The following is a 19711-nucleotide window of genomic DNA, read 5'->3' on the forward strand; positions in this document are numbered from 1 at the left end:
CTTTTGGCAAAGCTACAAACACAAAAAGAGAGCTTCTCATAATAGAAGCTCCTAGCCTAAATAGCGATAATAAATCGTTTTTGCCTCTTGAATATCCTTTGTCCCATGAATGAGCGCGCGTCCGTCTTGAAAGACAACAAGCCGTCGCTCTCCAAGCGATACAGAGACAAGATACGGGTTGACATCTACGGGCAATCCTTGTTTGACAAATAATTCAGCCAGCTCTTGCAAGTTGTAGTTTCGAGGCGCAGCCGGGCGAATTTGTACGGAATTTCGTCCGCATAATACCGCTGTTTTTGTCTGTTGATCATAAGAAAGGTACGGATACGATGGATGAGTGCCGCAAGTAGGGCAATCTTCTTTTTTCACTTGATCAATGCGAATCGCCGTATGCTGATTTTTCCATAAATCAAACGACACAAGTTTATTGCGCAGCGCCGCCCAATCTTCAACAAGAATTTTTAATGCTTCCGTTACTTGATAGGCGACGACCATTTGCACAGCAGGGCTGATAATTCCTGCTGTATCACATGTCAAACCGCCTACTGGCACCGTTTCGAGCAGACAGTGAAAACATGGGGTCTTCCCTGGGATAAACGCGTAACTAATGCCATAGCTTCCGACACACGCGCCGTGAATCCACGGGATGCGATATTTATACGCAGCATCGTTAATAATCATACGTATATCAAAATTATCTGTCGCATCAATCAAAAGGTCGGGCTTTCGCTCTGCAATAAGCTCTTCAAGCTCTTGTGCCGTTACATCGCCGACGATGGCATCAATTGCGACATCAGAATTTACCTCTTCAAGCCGCCGCTTTGCAGCAATTGCTTTTGGGATACATTCTTTTGCGTCCGCTTCGCTATATAATTGCTGACGTTGCAAATTGCTCCATTCGACATAATCGCGGTCAACAATGGTGACTTTGCCAACGCCTGCCCGCACAAGCGCCTCTGCATTTCCTGTTCCTAGCGCACCCGCACCAATAATGAGCACATGTTTCCGCATAATCTTTTTTTGTCCTTCTGCGCCAATTGGCGCAAATAACTCTTGTCGAGAATACCGTTCAATCAAACAACACTCATTCCTTCCATTGGACTGCTTGCTGTTGCGTACCGTTTTTTAGGAATTCTGCCTGCCTCATAGCCAAGACGTCCGGCTTCCACAGCAAGTTTCATCGCTTTTGCCATTTTAACCGGATCGGCTGCACCAGAAACAGCAGTGTTTAACAACACACCATCAGCCCCTAGCTCCATTGCAAACGCCGCGTCCGCCGGGCTGCCAATTCCAGCATCAACAATCACCGGGACAGTTGCCTGTTCAATAATTAAGCTTAAGTTTAACGGATTGACAATGCCTTGTCCGGAACCGATCGGCGAAGCCCCCGGCATAACCGCATGACAGCCAAGCTCTTGCAGACGTTTTGCGAGCACAACATCATCAGAAGTATATGGAAGAACGATAAATCCTTCTTCCAACAATATCTCTGTTGCCTTTAACGTCTCCACTGGGTCTGGAAGCAATGTTTTCTCACAGCCGATCACTTCTACTTTTATCATATCACATAATCCCGACGCTTTGGCGAGCCGAGCGATTCGCACTGCTTCCTCCGCCGTTTTCGCCCCCGCTGTATTTGGAAGAAGTTTATATTTTGCAAGATCTAAATTTTCCAAAAAATTAGGCTGGTTTGGTTCAAAAATGTTCATGCGTCGAACAGCAAACGTTAAAATTTCCGCACCTGACACTTCCACTGCTTGCTTTTGTACTTCCAAGTCTGGATATTTTCCTGTTCCTAGCAACAATCTTGATTGAAATTCATATGGCCCGATTTTTAACATATCAACCGCCTCCTACAAAATGAACGATTTCTACTTTATCGCCATTACATAATGTTGTTGTTTCATATTGCTGTTTTGGGATAATCGTTAAATTTACTTCGACAATCGCAATTTTATTGTTTAACTGAAAATGGGCAAGCAAATCGCTAACCGTTTTCACTTCATCTGGAACATGAATCGATTCGCCGTTAATAATGAGTTCCATCACTTCCCCACCTTTGCTTGATGTCTTGTAAGTGAAAATGGAGCAAGGTCGACCTCGCTTCCTTTTCCTTCAATGAGATCGGCTAACAATACGCCGGTAATCGGACTTAACAAAATTCCGTTTCGGTAATGACCTGTCGCGATCCATACATTCGGATAGCACGGATGCTCCCCTATGTATGGCAAGCCATCGCTCGTTTGCGGGCGGATGCCGCTCCACGCTTTTTCCCATTCCGCATTTTTCATTTCTGGAAGAAGATGATGCGCACGTTCAAGCAAATTCATGATTCCATGAATCGATACTTTTCGGTCAAATGTGTGCGGTGTCGAAGTTGCCCCTATCAATAGGCGATTTCCTCGTTTTGGAACGATATAACAACCGTTTTTCGCAAATACGGTCGCTTGAATTAACGGTTTTTCTGTTTTTACAAGAAGACATTCCCCTTTGACTGGATACATCGGCAGCGATATGCCCGTTTTGGCAAGAACACGCGAAGACCATGCTCCTGCCGCAATAACCACAACATCGGCTGCGATCGTTCCATGATTGGTGCGAATCATGTATGAATGATTTGCTTGTTGTAAATCGATGACTTCCGTATACTCATGCCACTTTGCTCCATAGGCAATCGAGGCATTCGCAAAAGCGATAGCGAAATCAGAAGCGCTCACTTGTCCGTCTGATGGGATGTACATCGCGCCCGCTAAATCGCGGGAAACATTCGGCTCTATTTCCGCTGCCTCATCCATCGACAGCCAGCGTACTGGATAATCGGTATGCTGCCAAAATTCGTAATGACGGCGAAGGGCGGCTGCTTCTTCCTCCGTTACTGCCACTTTCAACATGCCTTTCTGTACAAGCCCAATGTCGATTCCGGTGAGTTCCTTTAATTCCTTCGCAAGTTCAGGAACCATCTCCCTGCTTTTGAGAGCGAGAGGAATAAGCGGACTCTCTTCGGAAAATTCAGACTGCGCTCCAAGCATTCCTGCCGCCGCGCTTGATGATTGGCTCGCAATCCGCCCTTTTTCAAGCACACCGACGCGAAAATGACGTTTCGCCAGCTGAAAAGCAATAGAAGCGCCAATAATTCCGCCGCCGACAATCACAACGTCATAATGATAACGTTCCATTTAAATCCCCTCTTCCCTTTTCTGCTAACGATTTCTTCCTCGTTCATGCCATTTTCTCTATAATTTTTTTAAGTTTCTTTGCTTCGCCAACAGGATCTTCAGCAAAAAATACTGCTGACATGACGGCAATCCCGTGCGCACCAGCTTTCAGTACTTGTTCTGCATTATTGGAATGGATGCCGCCAATCGCGATAACAGGAATATTCACGTGATTGACGACACTTCGCAATGATTCTATTCCGCGCGGCGGTACCCCTACTTTGCTTCCAGTAGCAAAAACGTGGCCGTATATACAATAATCAGCACCGCTTTCTTCCGCTTCCATCGCTTCCGCGATCGAATGAACCGAACAACCGATAGACAACGAAGGAAAATGAGGTTTTACTTTCCGCACAGACAAACTATGGTGCGCAAGCTGGACTCCTTTTACTCCAAAAACCACCGCCACATCAATTCGGTCGTTCACGATGATTTTTCTAGGCGGCACTCCTTGCTTGATTAACGCTGTAAGAAACTCGGAAATTTCCCTTGCTGTTTTCATTTTTTCCCGCACATGAATCGCGTCTACATATGGATGAACGCGGGCGCAAATCGCAACGAACTGGTCTAAAGACTGTTTTCCTGTTGAAATGATATGAAGTTGTCTTTCCATTCTAATCCCTTGCTTTCTACCGCACATCTTCCACCGGAATGTACGGATAATGAACTCCTGTGTAATAAGCCGCTGCCGTCACTATGATAAAAACAGCAACAAGCACAATATCATATTTGCTAAACCCGATTTCATAATAAAACGTTCGCTCTGCGCTGTTGGAAAAACGCTTTGCTTCCATCGCAACAGCGATGCGCTGGGCACGGCGGATGCTTTGTGATAAAAGCGGAATCGCATACCGCTTCATTTTTTCGAACAATCCGTTATGGACAACCCCTCGTACTTTTAACGCGTTTCTTACAGTTTGAAATTCCTCGATCATAATCGGAATTAAGCGAACGCCTGCTAAAAAGCTGTAAGCGTATTTTGGCTTTAATTTTAACTGCTGCATCAGCGAATAAAATAAGCGGACCGGTCTTGTCGTTAGGGAAAACAAAAGCCCAAGGAGCGCGAACGAAAGCGCTCGAAATCCAAGATGCATTCCGCGCAAAAAGCTTTCTTCCGTCACATGGATAAGCCCCCAGCGAAACCATGTCGTCGAACCTTCACCAAACAAAATCATCGATGACGCGGTCGACACAAATACAAGAAAAAACGGCAAAAACAATAGCAGCAAAAACTTCCATGGATAGCCGGTATACAGCATAAATAACAAGAGAAGACCGAACGAAAAATTGATTAAAACATTTGGGTTGTGTACGAATAAAACAACGATAAACAACAAAATGAGCACCATAAGTTTTAAGCTCGGATTCGTATGATGCAGCCATGTTTCTCGATAATGAATGTTCCATTTCATCATCTATACCTCCCTACACGGACAGCACAGCCGCTTTGGATGGATGAGGAGAAATCCGTTCATCTTTCACCAGCTGCCCGTCTTCAATCACCCATCTTCTTGTGGCAAAATATTTGACAATGTTCTCATCATGGGTGACCATCATAATCGTTGCTCCTTGCTCGCGATACGATTCCAATAACTCAAGCAGCGCAAACGTATTTTTTGCATCTTGACCAAACGTTGGTTCATCGAGCAGGAAAATTTGCTGTCCGCTTACGATCGATGCAGCCACACTTAAACGACGCTTTTGTCCCATGGAAAGTTGGTATGGATGCTGATTTTGCTGTTTTCGAAGGTGGAATCTCTGCAGAAATTGTTCGACCGTTTCCGTAATTTCCGCTTCTTCTCGTTTTTCTAAACGAAGCGAATAAGCAATCTCCTCTCGTACAGAATTAGTAACAAACTGAAATTCCGGATTTTGGAAGACAAATGCAATCAAACGATGAAGCTGTTTTAACTGCTTGCTGTCTTTTCCGTATAACTCATACGTCCCGTCTGTGCGAATGAGCTTCATCAGCGCGTGCAAGAGCGTACTTTTCCCAGCGCCGTTTTTGCCGGTAATGGCAATCCATTCTCCTGCGCATACGGTCGCTTCTTCCACGCGTATTTTGACATCGCGCAGGCGATAGCCTTGGAACTCGCGAAGGCGGATAATTTCCTCTTGGCGAACATTCACTCGCTGGCGTTGCCGCTTCGCTATATATTCATCCCATACACCCGGATACCAAATTCCTTGTGAAGCAATGATATCTTTGTAATCGGAAAACACCGTTTGCGCTTTATCATCAGCAATGATCTCGCCGTTATCATTAAATAAAATAATCCGATCGACAAAATCGAGTATATGATCGATTTTATGTTCGACAATGATGACCGTTTTATCATGGGCAATTTGTTTCACCGTCCGCCAAATCGCTTCCGTTCCTTCTTCATCAATCATTGCCGTTGGTTCATCCAAAAACAGTACATCTGGATCTAACGCCAATACGGAAGCAAGGGCGAGCCGTTGCTTCATTCCTCCCGATAGTGTATGAATATCGGTATGCGGCTCTACAAAAAGACCAACTGTCTCTAGCAGCTTCTCGATCCGCTCTTTCATCTCTTCGCGCGGCACACCGATATTTTCGAGCGCAAAGGCGATTTCTTCATCGACAAACGGCATGCAAAATTGCGAATCGGGATCTTGGAAGACGTAGCCCCAATTATTGGGAAGCTGCACTCGCTCTGCTTTCATCGGAATATCGATCGAATGCGGAATCAAGCCCGACAGCACTTGCAACAATGTTGATTTTCCGCATCCGGATGGACCGAGCAACAACACTTTTTCTCCTTCGTAAAACGTGATCGATAAATCTTTAAATAACAATGTATCTTTTCCAGGAAATTTCAAGCGCAGCCGTTCAACAGATGCTATCGGTTTCATCGGTTCACACGCCACCTTTTTTAACGATCAAGCGCATCGTAATCTTCTTTCGAAGCCGGGCGCAACATTTGCGTCACACCAGTTTTTTCTAACGCTTTTACTAAAGAAACGGCAAAAACACCGGCAATCACCACTGCGCCAATAAAACGGGCAATAAGGAATAATGCCAAGTTCCAAGGAGCCAGCGATTCAATATACCCTTTATAAAAATCCATCACAAGCGAGCCAATCGTCGCACCAATCGCCCCTAACGACACGACCAATGCGTCAAACCGTTTATAACGGAACGCGGCAAACACCACTTCCGCCAAAAGCCCTTGAACGACTCCGTAAATAAGCACCTCTAGCCCCCACTCTGAGCCCATAATAAATTCTCCAGAAGAAGCAGCAATTTCCGCTAACAGCGCAACACCTGGCTTGCGGATCAGCAAATATGCCACCGATGCGGCGATAAACCACATGCCGTAAATCAACTGATCGATATGGAAACCAAATGGCTTGACAAAGTAGTAGAAAGGTCCCCAAATTTTATAAATGATCCCAAAAACGACAGAAATCACGATTGTCGTTAAAATATCAACAAGCTTCAATCCTTTAGTTGTTGCTGACATGTTCTTTGATCTCCTTTCTTGCTGATGGCCATGTTTCTAAGCGATATGCCATCTCCCAAAATTCGTATTCATATTCACTGCTAATAAGAAAATGCTGTTCCATCCGTTTGCGATCGGATTCGGTGACTGCTTCCGCAATCGCATCCAAACGGGCGATTTGTTCTTCTACTAAGCTGCGAAACCATTCGGAGCTATATGTTCCAATCCATTTCTGATAGATCGGCTCTTTCGGCTTGCAGTCCTTTAGCCGCTCACCAATCTCATAATAAAGCCAGTAGCACGGCAAAATCGCCGCAATCACATCACCTAAATGCCCTTCATACGCAGCCCGGTACATATGCGACGTATACGCGTATGCGGTCGGCGCCGGAATAAATGACGCTTTTTCTTCTTCCGTGATCCCAAGCAGCTCGGCAAACGTTTCATGCAAAGATAATTCCGCTTCACATGTGCTTTGGGCGTGATACGCCATGCGCGCGGTTGTCTTCAAATCTGGAGACTTCGCCGCTCCAATTGCTTGAACTCTCGCAAAATGGTGCAAATAATACTCATCTTGCATCACATAATAGCGAAAACGAGTAAGGTCTAGCGTTCCTTCCCCTAACTCTCTCACAAAAGGATGGCGAAAGCTTGCCTGCCAGATCGGATCGGCCTTTTTCCGCAATTCCATCGCAAATGACATCTTTATCTCTCCCCCTCTTTTTATAAAAAATAAACACCACTTCCTTTACGATGCGTAAAGAAAGTGGTGTTGCACACATAGTCGTCGAAAAAACACAGAAAAACCCACGACTGCGCCACTCCACTTCCCTACGCTGGTATTACCCAGATCAGGTTCTAAGGGTCTCAAAGGCACACTTTGATCTCAGCCTTTCTAAAGGCCCCCCTAGTGGATTGCGTCCAATATAAAAAATTTTCCCTTGTTTAAATTTATCATATCACGGTAAATATCATTGTCAACCCTTTTTTTACTATTCCACGATGACTGCTGTACCGTATGCCAAGATTTCCGACGTATTCGCCATAATTGCCGCTGTAGCGACTCTTACGCCGATTACCGCATTTGCTCCTTGGCGTTTCGCCTCGTTTATCATGCGTCCAATCGCAATTTTTCTCGCTTCGTCCATCATTTCGGTATACGCCTTGATTTCTCCGCCGACAATCGTTTTCAGACCAGCCATAATGTCTTTGCCGATATGTTTTGACTGTACCGTATTTCCTTGTACAAATCCGATATACTCTTTTATTTGTTTTCCTGGTACATAGTCCGTCGTTGCGATAATCATCACAATCCCTCTTTTCTTTTCATCTATGCTTATCGTTATTCTGTTTAGAAGAAAATAGTCCTGCCAAATGTCGACAAACTTGCCTGCGTTGCGTCTTTGTCCGCAATTCTGTATCATAGAAAAAGCAAACGACTATATCATAATGGAGTGGAGAACGTGGCAAACGTATTTTTAAAACGAAAGCGAAAAAAACGTCTGGAACAAGGACATCCATGGATTTTCCAAAGCGAAGTCGATTATATTGAAGGAGACTTTGAACCAGGCGATTTTGTGGACGTATATAATCATCAACGCTACTTTTTGGCAAAGGGCTATATTAACCCGAAATCGCAAATCATTGTGCGCGTTTTGACGCAAAATCCTGATGAAGAGCTAAATGAACAATTTTTTGTCGACCGAATCCGCAAAGCATGGGAGTATCGTGAGCGAATGATTCCCGGCGTTCGCTCATGCCGCGCTATTTACGGTGAAGCTGACTTTTTACCGGGGCTGATCGTCGATAAATACGAAGACGTGCTTGTCGTTCAGATTCTTTCCCTCGGGATGGAAAAACGGAAAGACTGGATTTTGCGTGGTTTGCTTGAAGTATTTAAGCCAAAAGCGATTTATTTGCGCAATGACGTGTATGTCCGCGAGCTAGAAGGGCTAGAGCAAGAAAAAGGCTTTTGGTATGGCCAGTCGGAAACGGAAGTGCTGATTGAAGAAAACGGCGTCAAATATATCGTCGACATTGAAAACGGGCAAAAGACGGGATTTTTCTTCGACCAAAGACAAAACCGAGCGGCGATTAAACCGCTCATTAACAGCGATACAACAGTGCTCGACTGTTTTACCCATACTGGCTCGTTTATGCTCAATGCGTGCTTATATGGTGCGAAACACGTCACTGCGGTCGATATTTCCGAACACGCCATTGAAACAGCAAAACGCAACGCCGCACTCAATGGCTTTACCAACGTCGATTTTGTCGTCGCCAATGCATTCGATTATTTGCGCGAAGCGGTTCGCGATGGAAAGAAATGGGACGTTGTCATCATTGACCCGCCAGCGTTTGCGAAATCAGCTCAAGCCGTTCCGAAAGCGCTGCGCGGCTATAAAGACATTAACTTAAACGGCTTAAAGCTTGTCAAAGATGGCGGCTTTTTCGTCACAGCGAGCTGTTCGTACCATGTTCACGCTGATTTGTTCCAAGCGATGATCGAAGAAGCGGCGTTTGATGCGAAGAAAATTTTGCGGCAAGTGTACTGGAGCGGCGCCGGCTACGATCATCCAAAGCTGCTTGCTGCCGATGAAGGCGACTATTTAAAATTTGCCATTTATGAAGTGCATTCGCGCAGATAGCTAAATGGTTCCATTTTCTAAACAAAAAAAACGCTTAGGACTGTCATACAGTCCTAAGCGTTTTATTTTTTATGCAAAATATATAAGTAAAAGCTAATAGAAATCAACACGGATAGTGCGGCAGTTATATAAATGCTAGAGTAACCGAACCAATGGCCAATTTGCCCAAAAGCCATCGCTCCTACTCCGACCCCTAAATCGAAAAAGGCGAAAAAGGTCGCATTTGCCATTCCTTTTCGGTTTTTTGCCGCTTTTTCCACAGACCATGCTTGCAGTGCTGGCTGCACCGTTCCAAACCCTAGCCCGTAAAGAATCGCTGCGATAAACAAAATCGCATTGCTTGGCAGCCAAGCCAACAATAACATTGCAATGAAAATCAGTGCAGCACCTGGTATAAACACCGCCTGATGGCCTTTTCTATCATACAACCGGCCGGCAAACGTTCTTGTTACCATTAACGCAAGCGCATATAGCAAGAAATACCATTGAATTCCTGAAATTCCTTTTTGTGCAGTATATAGTGGCAGAAATGAGGCAATTCCTCCAAATGTCACCGTAAGGAAAAATAGCAAAATTGAAGGCTCTAGCGCGCTTTTTTCATAAATATCCCACTTATTACGCGCTTGCGCTTGCGGCTGTCCGATTTTTTTATATGTAATATTCGAAGCAAACAATAGTGACGCCAAACCTAAAACGGCACAAATCAAAAAAAGATGGCGGAATGACAACATTCCGGCGAGCAATAACCCCATAGATGGCCCAAAAGCAAGTGCTAAATTCCCTGATAGTCCATAATACCCCATTCCTTCGCCTCTCCGGCTGGCAGGGATAATGTCCGTGGCAATCGTTCCGGAGGCAGTAGTCGAAAACCCCCACCCAATGCCTTGAATAACCCTCATCATAAACAACAAAAAAATGCTCGCGATAAAGCTGTATGATCCGACCGAAAGGACAAAGATCGCAAGCCCTAGCAAAAATACAAAACGCCGCCCCTTTGTTTCTAACGCATGCCCGGCAAACGGCCGCACCATTAATGCCGCAAATGTGAAAATCCCGACCACTAAACCGATCAGCTGGTCATTGCCGCCAAGATGCTCGACAAACAGCGGAATCGTCGGCAATGTCATTTGAAATCCAAGAAAAACAAAAAAATTAGCTAAACAAATAAGTATAAAATCTTTTGTCCAAATTTTTTCCTTCGTTGCATCTATGATGTTTTGACTTTGTGGTTCCCCCACCGCAAACTCCCTCCAATCATTCATTTTAAACCGAACACTCAATACAGTTTAGTGTAACATAAATAGATAAATTTTTTATGTAAAAAGCTTATTGGAAATTTATAATGAGATAAAAAAGCTGCCCGTCTAGGCAGCTTTTAGTTCCATCCTTTGCGTTGTCGCAACGAAGCAATTTGCGCCGTATGATGTTTGCCGTGCCATGCGTGCATGGCGATTAACACATATAAAGGGACGTTCTCTTTTGTACCTTCATGATAAAAATTCCGCTGAAAATCATCGCTGCTCATCGACTCTAGCAGATGCGCCCACCGCTCGTGAAGGCCTTCGAGCAATTGCAGCGATGGCTCGATATGTAGTGAACGAGCTTCTGTCGTCTTTGCCCAATCATTTTCCTCAAACGGTTTAATCGAAGGAACATCTTCCGTCAATGTCCATTTTGTGCGCAAAAACGCGTTCATGCTTGCATCGGCGATGTGATGGACAACTTGTGCAACCGTCCACCCACCATCTCGATACGGCGTGTTCAGCTGTTCTTCATTTAATCCGCTGACCGCCTCCCGCAATTTTGCTGGTATTTGGCGGATATCAGAAATCCACTGTTTCGCATCTTCTTCGCAAAACGCAGCCGGGGCTTGAAATTTACCAATCGGGTAGCGAATTTCATCCATATTTTTTTCCTCCTCTTCTTATATACATATTCTATAACCCATAAAAAAATCCTGCTTAAATATAGACAGCATATCATTACATAGCTTCTATTAAAATTACTTTCACTTATGCCGGATATAATTGCCGCAGCGAAGTTTACAAAAGGACAGTACAAAATAATTTGACAAGAGACGGGCAGCCTAAAGCCATCTCTCCTCACCGAAGCAAAATAAAGCTGCCGAGAAATGAACGGCAGCTTTTGTCTATTTCAGCAAATATACGCGTGCTTCATACGGTTTCAGCTTAAAGCGTGTTGCGTTTTTATGCGGTTTTACATCATAGTTTTGCAGCACCAAATTTTCTGAGCTTAATCGAATGCCATCATATCGATACAGCGCTGGCTTGTCGCTTAAATTGACAATAACCACCGCTTTTTCGTTTCCAAGCGTTCTTGTGTACGCATAAATCGTCGGATGCTTTTCTAAAATCAAATCGTACGTTCCATAAATAAACACTTCGTTCTCCTTGCGAAGCCGAATCATTTTTTTGTAAAACTGAAGGACGGAGTTCGGGTCGCGCAATTGCGCCTCGACGTTAATGGTCTTATAGTTTTCGTTCACTTTCATCCATGGCGTTCCCGTCGTAAACCCCGCGTTTGGCGCGTCGGACCATTGCATTGGGGTTCGTGAATTGTCGCGCCCTGTTTTCCAAATCACTTTCATAATTTCTTCATGGGAGCGGCCCTTTTCCCGTTCGATTTGATACATTCTTTTAATGGCGACATCATTGTAGTCTTCAATATTCGAAAATTGGACGTTCGTCATCCCAATCTCCTGTCCTTGATAAATAAACGGTGTTCCTTGCATCAAAAAGTACATCGCACCAAGCGCCTTCGCACTTTCGGTAAGGTACTCCTTATCATTTCCCCATGTCGAGACAGAACGAGGCTGATCATGGTTTTCTAAAAACAATGCGTTCCAGCCGCGGTTTTCCAGCCCTTTTTGCCATTTTGTCAACGTGCGCTTTAATTGGCGCACATCCACTCCGCCATTCGTTCCTTTTTGCCATAACCCTAAATGTTCAAACTGGAAGATCATATTGAAAATGCCGTTTTCCTCACCGACCCATTCTTCCGCGTCCTCGACGGTAACGCCATTCGCTTCTCCAACCGTCATAATGTCATAATGCGCAAACGTTTGCATTTTGAGCTCTCTTAAATAATCCATAATCCCTTCTTGGTTCATATGGCCAGCAAAAGACGGAACATAATCTAGCCCTTTCGGATTCGGCAAATCCGGCAATCCCGGCTTTTTCTTAATATGTGAAATAGCATCCACTCGAAATCCATCAATTCCTTTATCCAGCCACCAATTAATCATTTTATACAACGCTTGGCGCACTTCTTCGTTTTCCCAGTTTAAATCCGGCTGCTTTACATCAAATATGTGCAAGTAATATTGATCAGTTTTCGGATCGTACTCCCACGCCGATCCGCCAAAGATGCTTTCCCAGTTGTTCGGCTCTTTGCCATTTTTTCCATCACGCCAAATGTACCAATCCCGTTTCGGATTATCCCTTGATGAACGCGATTCAATAAACCATGGGTGTTCATCGCTTGTATGGTTAATGACTAAATCTAAAATCACTTTCATGCCGCGCCGGTGAATTTCCTCGAGCAATAAATCAAAGTCTTCCATTGTCCCGAATTCTTCCATAATCGCATGATAATCGCTAATATCATATCCGTTATCGGCATTTGGCGACTTGTAAATTGGACAAATCCATATGATATCGATTCCAAGGTCTTTTAAATAGTCAAGCTTCTCGATAATTCCGCGAAGATCTCCAATTCCATCGCCATTTGAATCCATGAAGCTTCTCGGATAAATTTGATACGCGACTCCTTCTTTCCACCAAGCTTTCTTCACGGCTGTATCCTCCTCTTTTTGTGCATACGTTTTCACTATTAACTGTACACTACATGATGCCAATATACAATCTTTTTTGCAAAAAAGAAGGCAGCCTTCTTTTGTATACATAGAAAGCTGCGCTTTTTCTATTCTTACTCTGTTTTGGAGCGATTCGCCTCGTGAATGAACAGGAAAACACAAACGAAAAAGCTCGTCCTCATTAACTTAAAATAAATACGAAAAAGGAAAAAAGGGGAATAGTTTCCCCTTTTTATGTCAGCAACAGCGTGATACTTTTCCGCCTTTGCCGTTATAGCGCGCTTCCTGCACTTCGCAGAAAAACTCTTTTCTTGATTTTATCGGCTCTCCTGGATGATGTGTTTTCATATGTTCTACATATTTCTCGTAGTTTGGAACACCGACAAGCAAATCAAGAAATTGCTTGCGGTAGGAAAGAATCGTATGAAGCCACTTACGCATAATGTTTAACCTCATTTCCTCCATCTCTTGGAATATAAGGTGCTTCTTTCAACGGTACATGTTTGTTTTTCAATACTTTTATCCACATATTTACTGCCGAAATCAACATGGCAATCACAACAAGCATGAAAATCGCGCAAAGCGTTGCATCAATGTAGTCGTTCATAATGATTTGCCGCATTTGTGCTTCATTGGTTGCAGGTGCTAAAATTTTACCTTGATTTAATGCATCTTTAAAGGCATTAGCATGAGCTAGAAAACCGATTTTTGGATTGCTATGGAACAGCTTTTGGAATCCTGCCGTCATCGTTACCACTAAAAGCCATGTCGTTGGGACCAATGTCACCCAAACGTAAGCTTTTTTGCCCATTTTGAATAAAACCGTCGTTCCAAATAAAAGCGCAATTCCTGCCAGCATTTGGTTGGCAATACCGAAAAGCGGCCATAATGTATTAATACCGCCAAGAGGGTCGACTACTCCTTGATATAAGAAATAGCCCCAAGCTAATACACATAATGTAGTCGCGATAATATTGGAAACTAGTGAATCCGTTTTGCCAAGCGGTTTGTAGAAAGTGCCCATAATATCTTGAATCATAAAACGCCCAACGCGTGTGCCTGCATCGATCGTCGTTAAAATAAAGAGCGCTTCAAATAAAATCGCGAAATGATACCAAAACGCCATTAATGCTTTTCCGCCGATCACATTGGAAAGGATGACAGCCATTCCGATCGCTAGTGTCGGCGCTCCGCCAGTCCGCGATAAAATCGTTTGCTCACCGACATCTTTGGCAAGTTCCGTCAGCATGTCAGGCGTAATGGTAAATCCCCATGAAGATACGACTTTTGCTGCTTGCACAACATCCTGCCCAATTACAGCAGCTGGACTATTAATCGCGAAATATGCTCCAGGAGTTAATATACACGCAGCAACCATTGCCATCACTGCCACGAACGATTCCATTAACATGGCTCCATAGCCGATCGGGCGCGCATGGCTCTCTATCTCAATCATTTTTGGCGTTGTACCAGACGAAACGAGTGCATGGAATCCAGACACCGCACCGCAAGCAATCGTAATAAATAAGAATGGGAATAAGTTACCAGCAAACACAGGACCAGTGCCATCCACAAATTTCGTTAACGCCGGCATTTGTAGATCAGGTGCAACCACTAAAATTCCTAACGCTAAACCAACAATCGTACCGATTTTTAAGAACGTGCTCAAATAGTCACGCGGCGCAAGCAATAACCATACCGGCAAAGCAGATGCGACAAATCCGTAAGCAATCATTAAAATCGCGATCGTTTCACCTTTCAATGTAAAGATTTTCGCTAATGTCGGGTGCTCCGCCACATATTGTCCAGCGACAAGAGAAACAAGAAGCAGAATAAATCCCATTAATGACGCTTCCGCCACACGCCCTGGACGAATAAAGCGCATGTAAACTCCCATCAAAATCGCAATCGGAATCGTTGCAGCAATCGTAAACATTCCCCATGGGCTTCCTACAAGCGCTTTTACTACTACTAACGCTAAAACGGCTAATAAAATAATCATGATTCCTAAAATTCCAAGCATCGCGATAAATCCTGTTACAGGGCCAATTTCTTCCTTGATCATTTCACCGAGCGACTTGCCGTCACGGCGCATCGACGCGAACAAAATGATAAAATCTTGAACCGCGCCCGCTAACACAACGCCGACAATAATCCAAATCGTCCCTGGCAAATATCCCATTTGTGCGGCCAAAATCGGGCCGACAAGCGGTCCGGCGCCAGCGATCGCCGCAAAATGATGGCCGAATAATACCCATTTGTTTGTCGGCACATAATCTTTTCCATCATTAAACACTTCCGCAGGCGTTTTGCGATTGTCATCGAGCTCAAATACTTTGCGAGCAATAAATTTACTATAAAACCGATACGCTACCGCATACGTACACACAGCAGCAACAATCAGCCAAATCGCATTCACCGTCTCGCCGCGGTTCAATGCAAGAACGGCAAACCCTGCCGCCCCAAGAGCGGAAATAAGCCCCCAAAGCAAGGCCGATTTTAATCCTTTCACGTCTTTTCCCCCTTTGTTGTTTTAATAATATTATATTAACTATTCTGAAAAATTCAAAGAATATTTTCTAAATATTATAAGGATAAATATTTTTATAGTCGTTTTATCACCATATCTTTTTTTACTCTGAACATTCCTGCCTAATATTAATTTGTTGAATTTTGGATAACTGTTTTATTATTCTAAAAAAGTATAAATCAGTTTTATTTGTTAAAAATGTAATATCAAGAAAATAATCATGAGTTTTCATGTCCTTACAAAAAATAGTTGAATTTTCTATCGTTTTATTATATGCTTGTACCATCAGCAACAAAAATACTATATATTGTGTTATATATCTAAAACCACAACTAAATATAGTATGAAGACCGCAAGCAATGGTGTCCATCCGGACTTAATAGGGAATCTGGTGAGAATCCAGAACTGCCCCCGCAACTGTATGTGTGGACGAAATGGAACATCCACTGTATGTGAAAGCTCGCTCGGGCGCACATACGGGAAGGATCCAAAGTAGGAAGAAGCACGAGTCAGGAGACCTGCCTTGCTTGTTTGCGTTTCATGTTCTCCGGGGAGCGAGAAGATGAAACGATGGTTGGAAAGGGATTCTCTTGCCCTTTTTATACTGTCGTTTCGTCCACTCGACCCGAGTGGATTTTTTTATGGAAACAAGGAGGAGAAACTGATGGAACTACAGGCGAACACTATCATTATTACTTCAGAAAACGGGCAAACTAAACCGTTTTCGCGCGAACGACTCATTTCCTTTATCCGCAATATAACAAAAGACTACCCGCATCTACAGACAGATGACTATATGGAGCGCATCATCCGCATCATCGAAAGCAAAGATACACTTTCTGCGGAACAAATCACGAATTACTTAATACTTGAAGGTCTTTCCTATATTAGTGAGGCAGAACCAGAATGGACGTTTGTCTGTGCTCACATCTATTTGCAAAAGCTATACAAAGAAGCGGCAAAACAACGTGGATATGACGCAAAACAACGCTACGGCAGCTTGTACGAGTTGATTACAACGCTTGTTTCTAAAGGCGTGTACGATCGCTCTCTTCTTGATGATTACTCAAAAGAAGAAATCAATGAGCTTGGAAAACTTATTGATCCAGATAAAGATAAGTTGTTTACATATATCGGCCTTCGCACGCTCGCGGACCGCTACCTCGCCCGCGACTACGACCGCAACTTGTACGAACTGCCGCAGGAGCGCTTCCTTATCATCGCAATGACGTTAATGGCGAAAGAACCGAAACATCGCCGGTTTACGTTCATTCAAGAAGCGTATTGGGCGCTAAGCAACTTATATATGACCGTCGCCACGCCGACGTTAGCAAATGCCGGAAAAAGCTACGGACAACTTTCAAGTTGCTTTATCGATACCGTCGATGACAGCTTGCAAGGCATTTACGACAGCAACACAGACATCGCCAACCTTTCAAAATCCGGCGGCGGAATCGGCGTCTATCTCGGCAAAATCAGAAGCCGAGGCAGCGATATAAGGGGGTTTAAAGGCGTTTCGTCCGGAGTGATTCCATGGATGAAGCAGCTTAATAACACCGCCGTCAGCGTCGACCAATTAGGGCAGCGCAAAGGTGCGATTTCCGTTTATTTGGATGTTTGGCATAAAGACATTTTCGCTTTTTTGGACGCGAAATTAAATAATGGCGATGAACGAATGAGAACACATGATTTATTTACGGGCGTCTGCATCCCAGATTTATTTATGGAGCAAGTAGAAAAACGCGGCGATTGGTACTTGTTTGACCCCCATGAAGTGCGCAAAGTGATGGGATTTAGTTTGGAAGACTTTTATGATGAGGAAAAAGGCAGCGGAAGCTTCCGCGAAAAATATTGGCAATGCGTTCAAGAAAAGAGCCTTTCGAAAGAAAAAGTGCCAGCGATCGAAATAATGAAAAGCATTATGCGCAGCCAGTTAGAATCCGGCACACCATTTATGTTTTACCGCGACGAAGTGAACCGGAAAAACCCGAACGCGCATCTCGGCATGATTTACTGCAGCAACCTTTGTACAGAAATTGCGCAAAACCAAAGTCCGACCGTCGTGGAAAAACAATATACGAAAGATGGAAAGATTATCATTGAAAAAATCCCGGGCGATTTCGTTGTTTGCAATTTGTCTTCCATCAATCTTGCCCGTGCCGTCACCGACGATGTACTCGAGCGGCTCATCCCGATCCAAATGCGCATGCTCGATAACGTCATTGATTTAAATAATATCCCGGTATTACAAGCGAAATTCACCAATCAAAAATATCGCGCCGTCGGACTTGGCACGTTCGGCTGGCATCATTTGCTTGCGTTAAAAGGCATTCGCTGGGAATCGGATGAAGCAGTTGAATACGCGGACAAGCTGTATGAAAAAATTGCCTACTTAGCGATCCAAGCAAGCATGGAGCTTGCAAAAGAAAAAGGAAGATATCCGGCGTTTCCGGGATCTGACTGGCAGACGGGCGCTTATTTTGATAAACGCGGATACCGCCGCAACGACAACGTCGACTGGGACACGCTGAAAAAACAAGTTGCCAAATACGGCATGCGCAACGGCTATGTGATGGCGATTGCGCCAAACGCTTCGACGTCGATTATCGCCGGCAGCACAGCCAGTATCGATCCGATCTTTTTAAAAGTGTACGCCGAAGAAAAGAAAGATTACAAAATTCCAGTTACCGTGCCCGATTTAAACGCCGAAACAACGTGGTACTATAAATCAGCTTACCATATTGACCAGCATTGGAGCATTAAGCAAAATGCGGCGCGCCAACGCCATATCGACCAAGCGATTTCGTTTAATTTTTACGTGTTGAACACTATCAAAGCAAAAGAGCTTTTAGATCTTCATCTCACCGCATGGAAGTCAGGATTCAAAACAACGTATTACGTCCGCTCTACTTCCAGCACGATCGATGAATGTGAATCATGCGCAAGTTAATGCCAAGGGGGAATAAAACATGGCACATCCATTAACGAAGCGGATCATCATGGACCCAGAAGCACCAAACCGCTCAACGCGAATCATTAACGGCAAAAGCTCAAACGTCCTAAATTGGGATGATATCGCCTATCCTTGGGCGTACGCCAAATATAAACGAATGCTGGCAAACTTTTGGACGCCGTTTGAGATCAATATGTCCCAAGACGTCAAACAATTTCCGAATTTAACTGAACGCGAACAAGACGCGTTTTTGAAAATTATTGGACTTTTAGCGCTGCTTGACAGCATTCAAACGGATTACGCCGGAAGAGTCGCTGATTACATCACCGATTCAAGCATTAACGCGCTGATGATTATGCTCGCGCAGCAAGAGGTCATTCATAATCATTCATATTCTTATGTTCTTTCCAGCCTCGTGCCAAAAAGCAAACAGGACGAAGTGTTTGAGTTTTGGCGAAACGAACCGATTTTGCGGAAAAGAAACGACTTTGTCACCAACGGCTATAAAGCATTTGCTGAACATCCAAATGTTGAAAACTTGCTAAAATCGATCGTGTATGACGTTATTTTAGAAGGTCTGTTCTTCTACTCCGGCTTTGCCTTCTTTTATAACTTGGCGCGCAATCAAAAAATGGTCGCGACAAGCACGATGATTAATTACATCAATCGAGACGAACATATTCATGTCGACTTATTCGCAAAAATTTTCAAAGAAGTACTAAACGAATATCCGGAATACAATACACCGGAACTTGCTCAATTTGTGCGAGAAACGTTCATTAAAGCAGCAGAGCTGGAAATCGAATGGGCCAATTACATCATTGGCAACGATATCGATGGCATTGATATGCACGATTTGAGCGCCTACATTAAGTTTTACGCCAACGTCCGCGCCCATCAGCTTGGATTTGACCGTCCGTTTGACGGTTATCGGACAAATCCATTGCGCTGGATTAAAGCATATGAAGAAGTCGACCTCGGCAAATCAGACTTTTTCGAACAAAAATCAAGACAATATACAAAAGTGAACATCGATAACGGATTTGATGAGTTATAAGCAAAA

The 19711-nt window shown here is 44.0% G+C and carries 18 protein-coding genes and 2 riboswitches; of the genes, 3 read left to right on the forward strand and 15 right to left on the reverse strand.

Annotation, left to right across the window (positions count from 1 at the left end):
* Positions 1 to 51 precede the first annotated feature (51 nt).
* From FNL97_RS14340 to FNL97_RS14385, 10 genes are all read right to left on the reverse strand, one after another.
* Positions 52 to 1077: a thiazole biosynthesis adenylyltransferase ThiF gene (locus tag FNL97_RS14340; RefSeq protein ID WP_012749313.1), complete on the reverse strand. Its 1026-nt coding sequence runs from the start codon at positions 1075 to 1077 to the stop codon at positions 52 to 54.
* Positions 1074 to 1841, reverse strand: a complete 768-nt coding sequence (locus FNL97_RS14345) for a thiazole synthase (RefSeq protein ID WP_062679187.1) — start codon at positions 1839 to 1841, stop codon at positions 1074 to 1076. The genes FNL97_RS14340 and FNL97_RS14345 overlap by 4 nt, the downstream gene beginning before the upstream one ends.
* A gap of 1 nt (position 1842) precedes the next feature.
* Positions 1843 to 2046 (reverse strand): sulfur carrier protein ThiS, encoded by a 204-nt coding sequence (thiS, locus tag FNL97_RS14350; RefSeq protein WP_012749311.1) that lies wholly within the window; start codon positions 2044 to 2046, stop codon positions 1843 to 1845.
* Positions 2046 to 3176, reverse strand: a complete 1131-nt coding sequence (gene thiO / locus FNL97_RS14355) for a glycine oxidase ThiO (protein ID WP_143416022.1) — start codon at positions 3174 to 3176, stop codon at positions 2046 to 2048. The genes thiS and thiO overlap by 1 nt, the downstream gene beginning before the upstream one ends.
* A gap of 43 nt (positions 3177 to 3219) precedes the next feature.
* On the reverse strand, positions 3220 to 3828 hold the full coding sequence (gene tenI, locus FNL97_RS14360) for a thiazole tautomerase TenI (protein WP_143416023.1): 609 nt from the start codon (positions 3826 to 3828) through the stop codon (positions 3220 to 3222).
* Between the two features lie 16 nt (positions 3829 to 3844).
* Entirely contained in the window at positions 3845 to 4627 is a 783-nt protein-coding gene (locus FNL97_RS14365; protein WP_143416346.1) for an energy-coupling factor transporter transmembrane component T family protein, read from the reverse strand.
* A 13-nt stretch (positions 4628 to 4640) separates the two neighbouring features.
* On the reverse strand, positions 4641 to 6092 hold the full coding sequence (locus tag FNL97_RS14370) for an ABC transporter ATP-binding protein (RefSeq protein WP_143416024.1): 1452 nt from the start codon (positions 6090 to 6092) through the stop codon (positions 4641 to 4643).
* A 20-nt stretch (positions 6093 to 6112) separates the two neighbouring features.
* A complete protein-coding gene (locus FNL97_RS14375) occupies positions 6113 to 6703 on the reverse strand; it encodes an ECF transporter S component (RefSeq protein ID WP_143416025.1) in 591 nt (196 codons plus the stop codon).
* Entirely contained in the window at positions 6687 to 7385 is a 699-nt protein-coding gene (tenA, locus tag FNL97_RS14380) for a thiaminase II (protein WP_143416026.1), read from the reverse strand. Before tenA ends, FNL97_RS14375 begins: the two co-directional genes overlap by 17 nt.
* A 108-nt stretch (positions 7386 to 7493) precedes the next feature.
* Positions 7494 to 7601: riboswitch (TPP riboswitch) on the reverse strand.
* A 73-nt stretch (positions 7602 to 7674) separates the two neighbouring features.
* Positions 7675 to 7989: a YbjQ family protein gene (locus FNL97_RS14385; protein WP_062679180.1), complete on the reverse strand. Its 315-nt coding sequence runs from the start codon at positions 7987 to 7989 to the stop codon at positions 7675 to 7677.
* 156 nt (positions 7990 to 8145) lie between these two features.
* On the opposite strand from FNL97_RS14385, the gene FNL97_RS14390 reads away from it, so the two are divergent.
* The gene (locus FNL97_RS14390) at positions 8146 to 9330 is read left to right on the forward strand and encodes a class I SAM-dependent rRNA methyltransferase (RefSeq protein WP_062679179.1); all 1185 of its coding nucleotides are present in this window, start codon (positions 8146 to 8148) and stop codon (positions 9328 to 9330) included.
* A 62-nt stretch (positions 9331 to 9392) separates the two neighbouring features.
* Here FNL97_RS14390 and FNL97_RS14395 read toward each other — a convergent pair whose 3' ends face one another.
* The 5 genes from FNL97_RS14395 to FNL97_RS14415 all read right to left on the reverse strand — a co-directional run bounded on the left by FNL97_RS14395 (position 9393) and on the right by FNL97_RS14415 (position 15677).
* Positions 9393 to 10592, reverse strand: coding sequence for an MFS transporter (locus FNL97_RS14395; RefSeq protein ID WP_049756982.1), 1200 nt, complete (start codon positions 10590 to 10592; stop codon positions 9393 to 9395).
* Between the two features lie 113 nt (positions 10593 to 10705).
* The gene (locus FNL97_RS14400) at positions 10706 to 11236 is read right to left on the reverse strand and encodes a YfiT family bacillithiol transferase (protein WP_143416027.1); all 531 of its coding nucleotides are present in this window, start codon (positions 11234 to 11236) and stop codon (positions 10706 to 10708) included.
* A 243-nt stretch (positions 11237 to 11479) separates the two neighbouring features.
* Entirely contained in the window at positions 11480 to 13144 is a 1665-nt protein-coding gene (locus FNL97_RS14405; RefSeq protein ID WP_062679177.1) for a glycoside hydrolase family 13 protein, read from the reverse strand.
* 258 nt (positions 13145 to 13402) lie between these two features.
* Positions 13403 to 13606 (reverse strand): YbdD/YjiX family protein, encoded by a 204-nt coding sequence (locus FNL97_RS14410; protein ID WP_017435755.1) that lies wholly within the window; start codon positions 13604 to 13606, stop codon positions 13403 to 13405.
* Complete coding sequence (locus FNL97_RS14415; protein WP_143416028.1) at positions 13599 to 15677, reverse strand: carbon starvation CstA family protein; 2079 nt, start codon at positions 15675 to 15677, stop codon at positions 13599 to 13601. The genes FNL97_RS14410 and FNL97_RS14415 overlap by 8 nt, the downstream gene beginning before the upstream one ends.
* 360 nt (positions 15678 to 16037) lie before the next feature.
* Positions 16038 to 16235, forward strand: a riboswitch (cobalamin riboswitch).
* 124 nt (positions 16236 to 16359) lie between these two features.
* Here FNL97_RS14415 and FNL97_RS14420 point away from each other — a divergent pair.
* Positions 16360 to 18645 carry a ribonucleoside-diphosphate reductase subunit alpha gene (locus tag FNL97_RS14420; RefSeq protein ID WP_143416029.1) on the forward strand — a complete coding sequence of 762 codons (2286 nt, stop codon included), beginning with the start codon at positions 16360 to 16362 and terminating at the stop codon, positions 18643 to 18645.
* A 19-nt stretch (positions 18646 to 18664) separates the two neighbouring features.
* The gene (locus FNL97_RS14425; RefSeq protein ID WP_143416030.1) at positions 18665 to 19705 is read left to right on the forward strand and encodes a ribonucleotide-diphosphate reductase subunit beta; all 1041 of its coding nucleotides are present in this window, start codon (positions 18665 to 18667) and stop codon (positions 19703 to 19705) included.
* Positions 19706 to 19711: the final 6 nt, after the last annotated feature.

The sequence above is a fragment of the Geobacillus sp. E263 genome (assembly GCF_007197795.1).
Lineage (GTDB): Bacteria > Bacillota > Bacilli > Bacillales > Anoxybacillaceae > Parageobacillus_B > Parageobacillus_B toebii.

Bases quoted from the DNA above. Each gene is read 5' to 3' on its own strand.
- FNL97_RS14395 (WP_049756982.1), bottom strand. From the start codon at position 10,592: ATGAATGATTGGAGGGAGTTTGCGGTGGGGGAACCACAAAGTCAAAAC.
- FNL97_RS14370 (WP_143416024.1), bottom strand. From the start codon at position 6,092: ATGAAACCGATAGCATCTGTTGAACGGCTGCGCTTGAAATTTCCTGGA.
- FNL97_RS14410 (WP_017435755.1), bottom strand. From the start codon at position 13,606: ATGCGTAAGTGGCTTCATACGATTCTTTCCTACCGCAAGCAATTTCTT.
- FNL97_RS14400 (WP_143416027.1), bottom strand. From the start codon at position 11,236: ATGGATGAAATTCGCTACCCGATTGGTAAATTTCAAGCCCCGGCTGCG.
- tenA (WP_143416026.1), bottom strand. From the start codon at position 7,385: ATGTCATTTGCGATGGAATTGCGGAAAAAGGCCGATCCGATCTGGCAG.
- FNL97_RS14365 (WP_143416346.1), bottom strand. From the start codon at position 4,627: ATGAAATGGAACATTCATTATCGAGAAACATGGCTGCATCATACGAAT.
- thiS (WP_012749311.1), bottom strand. From the start codon at position 2,046: ATGGAACTCATTATTAACGGCGAATCGATTCATGTTCCAGATGAAGTG.
- FNL97_RS14420 (WP_143416029.1), top strand. From the start codon at position 16,360: ATGGAACTACAGGCGAACACTATCATTATTACTTCAGAAAACGGGCAA.
- FNL97_RS14385 (WP_062679180.1), bottom strand. From the start codon at position 7,989: ATGATTATCGCAACGACGGACTATGTACCAGGAAAACAAATAAAAGAG.
- FNL97_RS14345 (WP_062679187.1), bottom strand. From the start codon at position 1,841: ATGTTAAAAATCGGGCCATATGAATTTCAATCAAGATTGTTGCTAGGA.
- tenI (WP_143416023.1), bottom strand. From the start codon at position 3,828: ATGGAAAGACAACTTCATATCATTTCAACAGGAAAACAGTCTTTAGAC.
- FNL97_RS14375 (WP_143416025.1), bottom strand. From the start codon at position 6,703: ATGTCAGCAACAACTAAAGGATTGAAGCTTGTTGATATTTTAACGACA.
- FNL97_RS14425 (WP_143416030.1), top strand. From the start codon at position 18,665: ATGGCACATCCATTAACGAAGCGGATCATCATGGACCCAGAAGCACCA.
- thiO (WP_143416022.1), bottom strand. From the start codon at position 3,176: ATGGAACGTTATCATTATGACGTTGTGATTGTCGGCGGCGGAATTATT.